Source organism: Haloflavibacter putidus (assembly GCF_006546625.1).
In the GTDB taxonomy this organism is placed as follows: Bacteria; Bacteroidota; Bacteroidia; order Flavobacteriales; family Flavobacteriaceae; genus Mesonia; species Mesonia putida.
Genome location: NZ_VIAR01000001.1, coordinates 426,136 through 439,521, shown reverse-complemented (window position 1 = coordinate 439,521; position 13,386 = coordinate 426,136). Strand labels below are relative to the sequence as shown.

Annotated in this window: 13 protein-coding genes; 3 read left to right on the top strand and 10 right to left on the bottom strand. The window is 35.8% G+C overall.

Annotated elements, in window-relative coordinates; genetic code table 11:
* Nucleotides 1-82: 82 nt before the first annotated feature.
* Nucleotides 83-727, bottom strand: coding sequence for a hypothetical protein (locus FKR84_RS01985; RefSeq protein WP_233357632.1), 645 nt, complete (start codon nucleotides 725-727; stop codon nucleotides 83-85).
* On the bottom strand, nucleotides 724-1,653 hold the full coding sequence (locus FKR84_RS01980) for a DUF6427 family protein (RefSeq protein WP_141420505.1): 930 nt from the start codon (nucleotides 1,651-1,653) through the stop codon (nucleotides 724-726). Before FKR84_RS01980 ends, FKR84_RS01985 begins: the two co-directional genes overlap by 4 nt.
* 47 nt (nucleotides 1,654-1,700) lie before the next feature.
* On the opposite strand from FKR84_RS01980, the gene FKR84_RS01975 reads away from it, so the two are divergent.
* Nucleotides 1,701-1,922 carry a DUF6341 family protein gene (locus tag FKR84_RS01975; protein WP_141420504.1) on the top strand — a complete coding sequence of 74 codons (222 nt, stop codon included), beginning with the start codon at nucleotides 1,701-1,703 and terminating at the stop codon, nucleotides 1,920-1,922.
* 10 nt (nucleotides 1,923-1,932) lie between these two features.
* Here the strand turns inward: FKR84_RS01975 and purD are convergent, their stop codons facing one another.
* Nucleotides 1,933-3,204, bottom strand: a complete 1,272-nt coding sequence (gene purD, locus FKR84_RS01970) for a phosphoribosylamine--glycine ligase (protein WP_141420503.1) — start codon at nucleotides 3,202-3,204, stop codon at nucleotides 1,933-1,935.
* Between the two features lie 75 nt (nucleotides 3,205-3,279).
* Here purD and FKR84_RS01965 point away from each other — a divergent pair, with 75 nt between their 5' ends.
* Nucleotides 3,280-4,602, top strand: coding sequence for a phenylacetate--CoA ligase family protein (locus FKR84_RS01965; protein ID WP_141420502.1), 1,323 nt, complete (start codon nucleotides 3,280-3,282; stop codon nucleotides 4,600-4,602).
* A complete protein-coding gene (wecB, locus tag FKR84_RS01960) occupies nucleotides 4,595-5,701 on the top strand; it encodes a non-hydrolyzing UDP-N-acetylglucosamine 2-epimerase (protein WP_141420501.1) in 1,107 nt (368 codons plus the stop codon). The genes FKR84_RS01965 and wecB overlap by 8 nt, the downstream gene beginning before the upstream one ends.
* Before the next feature lie 81 nt (nucleotides 5,702-5,782).
* Here the strand turns inward: wecB and FKR84_RS01955 are convergent, their stop codons facing one another.
* From FKR84_RS01955 to FKR84_RS01925, 7 genes are all read right to left on the bottom strand, one after another.
* Nucleotides 5,783-6,535, bottom strand: coding sequence for a glycosyltransferase family 2 protein (locus FKR84_RS01955; protein ID WP_141420500.1), 753 nt, complete (start codon nucleotides 6,533-6,535; stop codon nucleotides 5,783-5,785).
* Nucleotides 6,536-7,891, bottom strand: coding sequence for an exopolysaccharide biosynthesis polyprenyl glycosylphosphotransferase (locus tag FKR84_RS01950; RefSeq protein ID WP_141420499.1), 1,356 nt, complete (start codon nucleotides 7,889-7,891; stop codon nucleotides 6,536-6,538).
* Nucleotides 7,892-7,899: 8 nt separating this feature from the next.
* The gene (locus FKR84_RS01945) at nucleotides 7,900-8,889 is read right to left on the bottom strand and encodes a UDP-glucuronic acid decarboxylase family protein (protein WP_141420498.1); all 990 of its coding nucleotides are present in this window, start codon (nucleotides 8,887-8,889) and stop codon (nucleotides 7,900-7,902) included.
* A 2-nt stretch (nucleotides 8,890-8,891) separates the two neighbouring features.
* The gene (locus FKR84_RS01940) at nucleotides 8,892-10,199 is read right to left on the bottom strand and encodes a UDP-glucose dehydrogenase family protein (protein WP_141420497.1); all 1,308 of its coding nucleotides are present in this window, start codon (nucleotides 10,197-10,199) and stop codon (nucleotides 8,892-8,894) included.
* A complete protein-coding gene (locus FKR84_RS01935; RefSeq protein ID WP_141420496.1) occupies nucleotides 10,196-10,939 on the bottom strand; it encodes a WecB/TagA/CpsF family glycosyltransferase in 744 nt (247 codons plus the stop codon). Before FKR84_RS01935 ends, FKR84_RS01940 begins: the two co-directional genes overlap by 4 nt.
* 37 nt (nucleotides 10,940-10,976) lie before the next feature.
* Entirely contained in the window at nucleotides 10,977-11,999 is a 1,023-nt protein-coding gene (locus FKR84_RS01930) for a hypothetical protein (protein ID WP_141420495.1), read from the bottom strand.
* A gap of 127 nt (nucleotides 12,000-12,126) precedes the next feature.
* The gene (locus FKR84_RS01925) at nucleotides 12,127-13,386 is read right to left on the bottom strand and encodes an O-antigen ligase family protein (RefSeq protein WP_233357631.1); all 1,260 of its coding nucleotides are present in this window, start codon (nucleotides 13,384-13,386) and stop codon (nucleotides 12,127-12,129) included.

The window sequence follows — 13,386 nt, the reverse complement described above, 5'->3', positions numbered from 1 at the left end:
CCCAAGGCGGTAGCATTGGGAAGCGAGTGCGGAAAGCCCGACCTGCTCTTTTTCTGAGCAAGGAACGCCCAAAAAAGTATTCTTATTCTTTTACAGCCCAAATAATATCTGCCAAAGCTGTCCGGTCTTCTTCTAAGGGTAATTGTTTGAGTTGGGACGGACTAAAATGTTTGACGTAATTTTCTACCTTGGTTTTTAGCCAGGTGATTTCTGCTTTTAATTTCCAATGCTCGCCATCTGCGGCGTGAACGATTAAGAATAAGCGATTTTCCAGATGTTTACGCTGTTGCTGACTTTGGTTTTTATACAGCCATTGTAGTAATTCTTCTTCGTGTTTTTGGGCATAGAAAAGCGTTTGTCGAAAGCCTTTGGGGTAAACACTTGTTTTATGGTCAAGGTCAATTCCGTTAAGGCTAAAATCTACCAAACGGTTCTTGTGGTTGTGTGACGGGGTTACATTTTCTAATTCGCTAAAAATTTGCTCTATCGCCATCGCGCTCCAAAAGTTAAACCAGCGGTTGGCGGCATAATTAAAAAAGTCGCGCTTGTTTAGCGGATGTACCTCTAAAGTGGCGCGCATAGCTTCTACAACGGCTTGCCAATTGGGAATATTGTAAATAAAATTGGTGTATTGGTCCCACTCGTCGTTTTGTTTTTGCCCCCAATTGTAGGCGTAGGACAAACGTTGTTGCAGTTGTTTTTCTATATGGAAGATATCGTACTTCAAAAGTTTATAAATAGAAAGATAAAACACAGGATGGTTAAAGATAGTAAAAGTGACTCTTTAAACCATTTTTCTGATTTTTTCTGAAAATAATTGGCTCCAATTATGCTTACCGGCAAAATAAGCCACAAAATTTCTGCTCCGTTTTTTTCTGGTGTTAGCAATATGCAAAAAATCCCAGTTAACACGCTGGCTAAAATAAGATAATAGGTAGGTTTTTGCTTTCTACCCAAAGCTTGCAATTTTTTAAAGTAATGAAAAATAACCCAAATTGTAAAAGCTAAAAATACACTTAAGGGTAATAAGATATTGAGGTCGTTATATACTTCGAAACCAAGATTTTCTAACGCAGAAGATTGCCAAGGAATATAAAACTGATCGAAGAAAAATAAATCCCAACTGGTTTTTAAAATAAAAATAGTAATTACCGAAAGCAGGGGTAAAAACCAATTGCGTCCGTTGGTGGGACAAAAAAGGGCTATGCCAAAATATACTAAACCAAGAAATAAAAACGTAGGAGGTGTGATAATAGCTGCAAGGGAAATCCATAAAGCGGCATCAAAAATTTTGCTTTTTATGGCTTTACCAGAGCGCAAGCTTACAATGCGTCTTAGAGCGAGCATTACCAAAAAAGCAGACAGCAGCAATTTACCATTTTCTAAAAGCGGCGTAAACATAGCGGTAAATACCGCAAACAGCGCAATGGTAAAGGTGTTTTTTTGCGTTACTTGATTCCGTTTTACAATAAAGTTCAACAAAAACATTAGCATAAAAAACAGGAGTAAAACCACTATTTTTTGTACGGCAAAACTCCAGCTAAAATTCTTTACGTTACCAAGAAAATTGGTGTATACGTAAAAAAAGCTCATAAAAACCGCTACCAATAAAAAATTGATGGGTTTAGATTTTTTAAAAAAACTTGTTAACATAGGTTAATTTCGTACTTTTGTAGAAATTTATAACAAAGTTTGCTATCATGAGAGATTTCTGGGAATTTATCGCTTCTATTTTTGAAGATTTTTTATTTATACCATTAGATGCTTTGCGCTCATTAGAGTTAGACAGCTGGTGGGCTGCCAATCTTCTTAATTTTGTTTTTATGCTTATTGCTGCTGCCGCTTTTGTGTATTGGACGATGCAGCTTAAAAAAGAACAAGATAACCATAACGATCGTTCTGCAAAAAGAGTGCGTTCGTAACAAGAATATTTTAGACTAGGTCTTTTCCTAAGTCTTTTCTATAATATAGCTTATCAAAATGTATTTTTTCTACGTTTTGATAGGCTTTTTTTAATGCTTCTTGGTAATCTTTTCCAAAAGCGGTAACTGCCAATACGCGTCCGCCATTTGTTAGAATTTTCCCGTTCTCTTGTTTTGTACCGGCGTGAAAAACGATTGCATCTTCTATTTTGTCTAAACCGGTAATTTCTTTATTTTTATCATAAGCCTCGGGGTATCCTGCTGATACTGTCATTACAGTAGCTGCCGCTTCTTTTATTATTTCTAAATTTATTTGCTTTAAACTTCCCGTAGCGGTCTTTTCTAAAATTTCTACCAAATCTGTTTTAATTCTTGGCAAAACTACTTCGGTTTCTGGATCGCCCATTCGTACATTGTATTCTATTACGTAGGGTTCTTGGTTTACCATAATAAGACCAATAAATATAAAACCTTTATAATCTATTTCTTCCTTTTGTAAGCCTTTTACAGTTGGTTGCACAATGCGTTTTTTTACTTTTTCCATAAAAACAGCATCGGCAAATGGTACCGGAGATATTGCGCCCATTCCGCCAGTATTTAAACCGGTATCGCCTTCGCCAATGCGTTTATAGTCTTTGGCCGTTGGTAATATTTTATAATTTTCACCATCGGTTAGCACAAAAACGCTTAGTTCTATGCCGTCTAAAAATTCTTCTATTACTACGGTTTTACTTGCGGCTCCAAATTTTCCGCTAAGCATATTTTCCAATTCTTGTTGGGCTTCGGCCAGATCTTTTAAAATCAGCACGCCTTTTCCTCCCGCCAAGCCATCTGCTTTTAACACGTATGGCGATTTTAATGTCTCTAAAAACTTTTTGCCCGCTTCCAGACTTTTTTCCGTAAAGCTTTCGTAAGCCGCAGTAGGAATTTTGTGCATTGCCATAAACTCTTTGGCGCGTTCTTTACTGCCTTCTAAAAGCGCCCCGCGTTTGCCGGGCCCAATAACTTTTATATGCGATAATTTCTCGTCTTCCTTAAAAAAATCTGTGATACCATCTACCAATGGCTGCTCCGGGCCAACCACCAACATTTCTATATCCTTTTCTAACACCAATTGTTTTACAGCATCAAAATTGGTAGGATCTAAACTAATATTTTCTGCTATTTGCGCGGTTCCTGCATTTCCGGGAGCGACATACAGGTTTTTGCATTGCTTGCTTTTTGCCAGTTGGTGCGCAAAAGTATGTTCGCGGCCGCCAGAACCTAAAATAAGGATATTCATTTTTTGTTGTGTTTTGGTTATGGCTTCAAAAATAATTGTTTGTAAATTGCCAGACTAATTAAATTATGGGAAAAATTGTCTAATCTGTTTGAAAAAGTATTGCAAGTAAAAGGTTTTCCGTTAACGGAAGCAAAACAGCAATTGCAGCAAATAAGACAGGAATTAGAGAGTAATTCTGAAGATTATAGCGAACGGAAAAAGTGGGAAATCGCAAAATTTCACTTTGATAAAAATCCACATTTTAGAGCTTTATTAAATGGCAAGTTCCCTGAAAATTGGTCGGAAATTCCTATAATGACCAAGCAAGATTTACAAAAACCTTTAGACGAACGACTAAGTGAAAATTACAATAAAAAAGACATTTTTGTAAACAAAACTTCTGGTTCTAGCGGTAATCCGTTTGTTTTTGCAAAAGACAAATATGCACACGCATTAACTTGGGCGCATATTATTTGGCTTTACTCGCAGTACAATATAAAAATGGGTTCTTCTTTAGAAGCGCGTTTTTACGGAATTCCGAAAGATTTTAAAGGGTATTATAAAGAGCGATTGAAAGACTTTATGGCCAATCGCTTTCGGTTGGATATTTTTGATTTATCGGATAAAAAACTGGAAGGTTTTTTACAACGCTTTCAGAAAAAACCTTTCGAGCTTCTTAACGGTTACACCAGTTCTATCGTGCTTTTTGCTAAATTTTTACAAAAGAAAAACATCGTCTTAAAAGTAGTTTGTCCTAGCTTAAAAGTTTGCATTACCACTAGCGAAATGCTTTTTGAAAAAGATAAAATTTTATTGCAAAAACAATTAGGCATTCCTATTGTAAACGAATATGGCGCAAGCGAATTAGACATTATAGCTTTTGAAAACCCAAAAGGAGATTGGCTTGTAAACAATAAAACTTTATTTGTAGAAATTGTAGACGATATAGGTAATGTTTTGCCTTACGGCGAAGAAGGGGCTGTGGTAATTACTTCGCTTTATAATCAAGCGCATCCGTTTATTCGTTATAAAATTGGCGATATTGGGGTTTTAGACAAAAAAAGTACGCCACAGAAACCTATTTTAAAAAAATTGATAGGCAGAACCAATCAGTTTGCGCTTTTACCAAGCGGAAAAAAAGTGCCTGCGCTTAGTTTTTATTACGTAACCAAATCTGTTATAGAAGATGCCGGCTTGGTAAAAGAAATAAAAATAATACAAGAAACAACAGCCGAATTTCATATAGAATACTGCGCGGAAGAAGATTTATCAGACGCCAAGAAAGATAAAATAACAAAAGCTATTGCCACTTATTTAGAACCAGGATTAAAATTAAAATTTAAAAGATTTAAGCAATTAGAGCGTTCTAAAAGTGGTAAACTCAAACAGTTTATATCAAAAGTAAATCAAGATGCTTAAAATAACCATCATTGCCGGTGCGCGACCCAACTTTATGAAAATTGCGCCTATTATTGCAGCTATTAACCACGCAAAAAACCAGGGTAAAAATATAGGTTACCGTTTGGTACATACCGGGCAACATTACGATAAAAGGTTAAGTGCTACTTTTTTTGAAGAACTTAACATTCCGCATCCAGATATCAATTTGGAAGTAAAAAGTGGCTCGCAAGCCGAACAAACCGCGCAAATTATGACTAAGTTTGAAACGGAACTTCTCGAGAATCCGGCAGATTTGGTTTTGGTGGTTGGCGATGTTACCTCTACGATGGCTTGTGCTATTGTAGCCAAAAAGTTAAACACAGATGTTGCCCACGTAGAAGGCGGAATACGCTCTGGCGATATGAAAATGCCCGAAGAAATAAACCGCATTGTAACCGATAGTATTACCGATTATTTTTTTACAACTACCAAGCTGGCGAACCAAAACTTGTTGGCTTCCGGTAAAACCGAAAAGCAATTATTCTTGGTAGGAAACGTAATGATAGACACGCTTTTTAAAAATCTGGATCGCATAGAAAAACCAGCTTTTTATGACAAGCTAAACTTGCAAGAAAAATCGTATTATGTTATGACCTTGCACAGACCATCTAACGTGGACGAAGAAACCCAGTTAAAATCGTTAATTTCTACTATTGTAGAAAAATCGCAAGGAAAGCCTATTATTTTTCCGGTACATCCGCGTACCAAAAAGTTGCTGCAAAATTTAAACCTCAACTACGACAATTTGCATTATGTAGAACCCCAGGGGTATCTTAATTTTATTTATTTGATAAAAAATGCCTTTGCGGTTTTAACCGATTCTGGTGGCATTACGGAAGAAACCACAATGCTGAACATTCCTTGCATAACTTTTAGAGACTCGACCGAGCGTCCGGAAACTTGCGAAATTGGCTCAAATGAATTGGTAGGCTCTGATTTGGAAAAAATTAAACAAGCTTTTAAAACCTTAAATTCCGGTAAGTGGAAAAAAGCTTCTGCCCCAGATTTGTGGGATGGTAAAACTTCGGAAAGGATTGTGAAGCATTTGATCGAATTATATACTATTCAAGCAGTTTAACGGCTAATTCTCGAATAATAGATTTAAAGAATTAAGCTTTTACTTTTTTGTAAAAGTTGCAGTTGTAAAAAACAGAAAACCTTAATTTTTATATTTTTTATAACCTAAATACATCCAGTTCATCAAATAATAAGCAGATTGAATTGGATTGAGTTTTTCTACCTTTCTATAAAATTCCCATTGGTATTTTATTAGCTTCTTTTTATCGCGAGATAAAGAATCATCTCGCATCCTGTAAATGGCGTGGCATTCTTTTATACCAATTGCGTGAGGAACTTCTTTTAAATAGCTTAACCAAAGTCCCATATCTTGACGTTTTCTAACCAACGGCATATATTTTTTACCCAATTTTTCTATATCTAAAAAAGCAGTCAGGCAAGAGATAGAATTCGATTTTAAGATATCTGTATAGGTGGCTTTTTCCGGTACTATAAAATCAGAGTGTACAAATTCTAAAGCTTCGTTAGAACGCTTGTAAGAAGCAAAAACAAAACCTACGCCCGTTTCTTGAATGGTTTTAATGCTATTTTTTAAATGAAAATCAAACCAAATATCATCTGCGTCTAAAAAAGCCATATATTTTCCCGTTGCATTTTTAATAGAATTATTTCTGGCAACTGCCGGACCGGAGTTTTCCGCTAAGGTAAAAAGCTTGATTCTTGGGTCTTTTTCTGCTTCGGTTTTGATTATTTCTGCTGTATTATCTGTAGAGCAATCATCTGTAAGCAGCATTTCCCAATTATGATGCGTTTGGTTTTGCACCGATTTAATGGTTTGAAGAATAAATTTTGCAGAATTATAGGTTGGCGTTATTATCGAGACTTTATCGTTCATCTAATACGCTTTTTCTTCCCCTTTAAGGGCATTAAAAATTGTTTGGAATATAATCTTTAAATCGAGTAAAAGCGACCAGTTTTCTATATAAAAAATATCGTATTTTACACGGTTTATAATATCGTAATCGCTTTCTACTTCACCGCGAAAACCACTGGTTTGTGCCAAACCGGTAATGCCGGGTTTTACAAAATGCCGCACCATAAATTTATCTATACGCTCTGCATACATATGTGTGTGGCTTACCATATGCGGTCGCGGACCAACTACCGACATATCTCCCAATAAAACATTTATAAACTGCGGCATCTCGTCTATGCTGGTTTTACGCATAAATTTACCAATGCCGGTAATGCGTTTATCGTTGCGTGATACTTGATGCAAATTCGCTTGCGGATTTAACTTCATAGAGCGAAATTTATAACAGTAAAACTCTTTGTAATCTAAGCCGTTTCTGCGTTGACGGAAAAAAACCGGTCCTCTGGATCCCAATTTGATGAATATTGCCAAAATAGGCGTTAGCCAAGAGAGAATAAAAACAATTACAAAAAGCGAAACTAAAATATCAAAACTGCGTTTTATAAATTGATTTATGGGATCTTCTATAGGAATATTCCGTAAAGATAAAATAGGTAAATAGCCATAATATTCCATTTTGGTTTGCATGGAATAAATATCTTTATTGTCTGGTAAGAATTTAAGTACTTTTAGATTGTTGTCTGCAAAGTCTATTATTTTATGTGTTTGTACGTTGGTAAGCTCTGAGATAGAGCAGTAAATTTCGTCAATATTGTTTTCTATAATATAAGCAAAGCAGTCTTCTATAAGAAAATTTTCATTTTGATCTAGGGCAAATACTTTGTCGCATTTATAACCATAAACCGGATTCTTATCGAAGAAATCTTTAAGACGTCTAGTTTTGCTGTTTTTACCAATAATTACTGTCTTTCTAAAATTACCACCCAAAAGTTTTCTATAGGGTTTTAGCAGGTAAAAAACTGTAAGTTTAAAAGCTACAATAAGCAAGAAAACCTTGCCTATGTAATTAAAAATTCGCCAGGCGGGTCTACTTAATTCTTCAAAAAGTCCGAAAAAAGAGAAAACTACAAGGCCAAAAAGAACAAATTGTAAAAAACTAAGCGATAATATTTTGGTAAGACCGGTAAAACGGTAAACTTCGTAAAAGTTAGATTTTAGCGAAAGTACCAGCCAGCCAATAGATACAAAAATGGCGTAATTGAAGTAATCTACCAATCCAAAATTAAACTGTAAAGCAAATACAAGAATGATGGCTAGATCTATAATATAAGCCAACGGTCGTAAATATCCCGAATATCTTCCTTGCTTTACCAGCATTTTTTTGGCTACTTTATAATGTGCTTAGAGAAATCTTTGTGTTCTTTTTTCTGCAATTCTTCTGCAGATAAGGTTTTAAAATAAGCGTAGGTTTTTTGCATACCTTCTTCCCTATCTACTTTTGGCTCCCAACCAAGCACCTCTTTGGCTTTACTAATATCTGGTTGGCGTTGCATTGGGTCGTCTTTTGGTAAAGGCTTATAGGTTATTTTTTGTTCTGTTCCGGTAAGTTTTATAATCTCTTCGGCAAAATCTTTTATGGTAATTTCGTATGGATTGCCAATGTTTACCGGATTGCTATAATCGCTAAGCAAGAGTTTATAAATACCATCTATTTGATCGTCTACATAGCAAAAAGAACGGGTTTGCGAGCCGTCTCCAAAAACGGTTAAATCTTCTCCGCGCAAAGCTTGCCCAATAAAGGCAGGAATTACGCGCCCGTCGTTTAGGCGCATTCTTGGTCCGTAGGTATTAAATATTCTTACTATGCGCGTCTCTAATCCGTGAAAACGGTGATAAGCCATAGTTATAGATTCTTGAAAACGCTTGGCTTCGTCATAAACTCCGCGCGGACCAATGGCGTTTACATTTCCGTAATATTCTTCTGTTTGCGGATGCACCTGCGGATCACCATAAACTTCTGAGGTGCTGGCAATTAATATTCTTGCGTTTTTTTCTTTGGCCAAGCCTAATAAATTATGCGTACCTAAACTGCCTACTTTTAAGGTTTGGATAGGAATTTTTAAATAATCTATAGGACTTGCCGGCGACGCAAAATGCAAGATATAATCTAGTTTGCCGGGCACGTGTACAAATTTGGTAACATCGTGGTGGGCAAACTCAAAGTTTTCGTCGCCAAAAAGATGCTCTATATTTTTTAGATCGCCGGTTATAAGGTTATCCATTCCGATTACGCGATAACCTTCTTTTATAAATTTATCGCATAAATGCGAACCCAAAAATCCGGCGGCACCGGTAATCAAAATGCGTTTGCTCATCATTATACTGTTTTTCTCCCTATAGAATAATATTGAAATCCTGCTTCTTTTATTTCTTCTATTTCGTAGAGGTTACGTCCGTCAAAAATCACCGGATTTACCAAGCTTTCTTTTATTCGTTTAAAATCGGGAGTTCTAAAAATACTCCATTCTGTAGCGATAACCAAAGCATCTGCATCTTTTAAGGCTGCATACATATCTGAAGTGTAAGAGATTTTGTCTCCAATTTTATCTTTTACATTCTGCATAGCTTCAGGATCAAAAGCAACTACTTTCGCTCCGTTGGCAAGCAATTCCTCTATCATATATAAAGATGGCGCTTCGCGAATATCGTCTGTTTCCGGTTTAAAAGATAAGCCCCATAAAGCAATGGTTTTTCCGTTTAAATCTTGGTTAAAATATTCTTTTATTTTAGGAAGTAAACTAGTCTTTTGCTTGGTATTTACATCTACCACAGATTCTAAAATCTTAAAATCGTAGTTGGCTTCTTTACCAGAATTTTTTAAAGCTTTTACATCTTTAGGGAAACAAGAGCCGCCGTAACCAATACCGGGAAACAAAAAGCGTTTACCAATACGAGAGTCGGTGCCCATACCAATTCTTACTTTGTCTACATCTGCGCCAACTTTTTCGCAATAGTTGGCAATCTCGTTCATAAAGGTGATTTTGGTTGCCAAAAAGGAATTGGCCGCGTATTTTGTAAGCTCTGCAGATTTTTCATCCATAATTAAAATAGGATTGCCAGAGCGTACAAAAGGTTTGTATAAACGCTCCATCAAATCTATTGCGCGCGGACTTTCGGAACCTACAACAATGCGTTCTGGCTTAAGAAAATCGTCTACGGCAAAACCTTCGCGTAGAAATTCCGGGTTGGAAACCACATCAAATTCTGTTTCCGTAAACTTAGCAATTGTCTCGCGTACTTTGTCTGCGGTACCAACGGGAACTGTACTTTTATCTACCACTACTTTGTAAGAGGTAATGTATTTACCAATATCTTCTGCTACATTAAGTACAAAAGACAAATCTGCCGAGCCATCGCCACCGTCTGGTGTTGGTAAAGCTAAGAAAATAATTTCGCCGTGGTCTAAGCCTTCGTGTAGATTGGTTGTAAAACTAAGTCGGTTAGCTTCTATATTACGTTCAAACAAGCTTTCTAAAAGCGGTTCGTAAATGGGTACTTGCCCATTGCGCATTTTTTCTACTTTTGCTTTGTCTATATCTACGCAAACTACTTCGTTGCCGGTTTCTGCTAGGCAAGTTCCTGTTACCAGACCTACATAGCCTGTTCCTACTACGGTTATTTTCATGCTTTAATTTTTTCTTTTAGTACTAAGGTTATAAATTTTGTGTTTCCCACCAAATATCTTTTCCACATTCGTTTGGGTTCTTGTTGAAATCGGTAAAACCATTCTAAGCCGGCTTTTTGCATCCAAAGTGGCGCTCTTTTGGTTTTTCCGGACAAGACATCAAAACTGCCTCCAACGCCCATTATAAAATTAACAGACTTTAGGGTTTTTCTATGCTGGTGCAAAAATATCTCTTTTTTAGGAGAACTCATGGCTACAAATAACATATTTGCATTGCTAGCCACAATATCTTCTACTATTTTCTTTTCTTCTTCTGCCGAAAAATAACCATTTCTAAAACCGGCAATTACATCTTTGCCGTATTTTTTCTGGATTATTTTTACCAGTTTGCTTACCACTTCTTCTTTCGCGCCAAGCAAATAAATGCTGTGCTTTTTCTTTTGCGCCAAACCGATTAAATTTTCAAATAAATCTATACCGGCAACACGCTCTTTTAACGGTTTGTTTAAAATTTTTGATGCCCAGATTACCGCTTGCCCATCGGCATTAATGAGATCTGCTTCGTTTACGCTTTTTCGTAAGTTTTCATCTTTTTGCATCGCAACAATTTTGCCGGCATTTACAACAGTATGATGCAAAGATTCCTCAGCTTGAATTTTAGCATCTATCAAGGCCAGGGTTTCTTGCATGCTGAGGTTATCTATGTAGGTGTTTAATATTTTTATGCGTTCTGCCGCCATATATTTAAAAAATTCAAAAGTACGGTTTTAGAAGATTTTAAAGGGATTTTTGGCTTAAAATCCTTGGTTTGGAATTTGTCTTATTTATTATAGCAAGTTTTAGAACGATTAAATAAATAGGAACGGAAGCATTGTAGAAAAAATTGCCTGTGATAATTGGGATTAAGAGCAAGATTAAAAGTACTAACTTTTGGTAGTTGCTAAGAAATAAATCAAAATAAAACTGGGCAAATATATATAGGAATAATGCGCTGCCCAAGACTCCGAAATACAGAAATAAATCGATTAATTCCATTTGTGGCCGAATAAACGGATTGGATAGACCACCGATAAGATAATGTATTGTATGCCAGTTTTCGTGCACGTAAGGAATGGTTTCTTGGGTAAACTTGGTATCACGATAGGATAAAATAGCCGACAGCCAACCATCCTCGCGAACAATTCTTGTAAACAATTTGGAAGTAAACAGGATATACATACTAATAAAACCAAGCAAAACAACACCTGCTAGCAAAACAGATTTTGTTTTTTTGCGAAGGTTTAAATGGAATAAGCCTATTAAACCAAGCAGTAATATTCCTAAATAAACAGATTTTGTACCCGTGCATATACTGGCGATAAGCGTAAACCAAAACAAGCTTTTTTTAAAATAATCTTTTTTATACCGAATTAAAAAATAAATTAAAGCAGCAATATAAAAATAAGTACTGTTGGCCGAAGCCATTAATAAACCATTATATCCCCAACGCTCTCCGCCATACGAACGAAAAATCTCCAGACCGAAAAGTAGACCAATAAGAATTATAGTGTTGTTTAGCCACAATAGTTTTTCCCACCAACCAAACACTTTCTCCTGTTCTTGTTTACCACTTTGTATAAGTGGATGAAAAAAAAGCATCATACTTAAAAAGAAAAAATACCTGCCAAAACCAACAATACTAAAATAACTAAAAGAATTATTTAAAAAGTATTGTCCTAATAAAAACACAAAGCTTATCGCTGCCAGCCATATAAGTTTTTTGGGTTCTCTAAACAGCATATAAACAAGCATAAAAGCCAAACAAACGGATTTTATAATTTTTTGAATTAGAAATTCAGATCCCCAAATGTGTAGTTGGATTTTGTTTAGAAATTCGATACCGAAAAACAGCAACAGGAAAAAGAATAAAACCTCTGTTTTAGAAACTTTAGTTAGCCACCTCATCTTCTTTGTTTTTGGTTTCTTTCGCTAAAAATTCAGCATAAAAAAGCGTTCCGAAAAGCGCTACGAAATTTATTCCCATATTACGATCTAAAATATTCTCTACCATAAACGCCCAAAATAGAATGGTTAGAAAACACAAAAAAAGCAGGTTTTGATATTTAAATGCTGTAATGCCGTTTCTAACAAAATAGAGCAATAGAAGTAATGTACCCACAACCCCAAAACGTATAAAAAAGCCTAGAAACTGGTTGTGTGCGTTGTAATGCATCTCGGCCGAGTTTTTCATTTGGTATTGTTGGTATTTCTCCAACAAAATTTCGTTTTCTGCACCTCCGCCATAGCCCAAAATTGGCTTTTCTTTTATGGTTTCTACCGCCACTTGCCAACGCGACCAGCGAGAATCTACTTTTTGACTTTTGCTTGTATTAATCGTACCCGCATTTTCTTGCAGCTCCCAAATAGTGTTGTTCACGGTTTTTTGATATAAATAGGTTTTTTGCACAAAATTAAAACCCAAAACCACCAAAATAAGTACGCCGGTTATTAGAACCGCAAAGGATTTAAAAGATAAGTTATGTAATAGATAAAGCAAAACCAACAAGATAAAAATGGCATAAATTATACGCGACGCAAAAAATACAATTGCCAGCGTTAACACTACAAACGAAAGAACCTGTACTATTTTGGACAGTTTTAACTTGGCAAATAACAAAATGGCCAAGGCCATACTAAAATACATTCCCATATAAATGGGGTGCATATCTTTTAACGGACTTAAAAAATTAAAACTGGTAAAAGTATAATTAAGCAACCAATGCAGCGGATAATTAGTTTGGCTGTAGTTATAGAAATTAAGTACTAATAAAAATAAACCACTTAATACCGTTCCGCTTAAAATGCCGTAGCACGCATATTTTCTAAAAGTACTTGCGGCAATGTCTTTACGGAATAAAAACAACGGGGTTATTCCTAAAAAGATGTATTTACTTATTTCGTACCAGGCGTCTGCTTTTACGGGAGAATAAAGCCACCCCCACAACAATGGCAGAAAAAACACCATTGGCGAGAATAAAATAAAATAACTTAATTTTCCTTTCTTTTGAAAACCATTTAAACCAAAAGATAAAAAGGTAGTTACTACCAACCCAATAAGCCCAATATTGCTAATAGAGGTTTTTATAGGCAGGAAAAAACTTGCTACCACAATGCAAACAAAGGTGATTTTTGGGAGTATATGATTCAA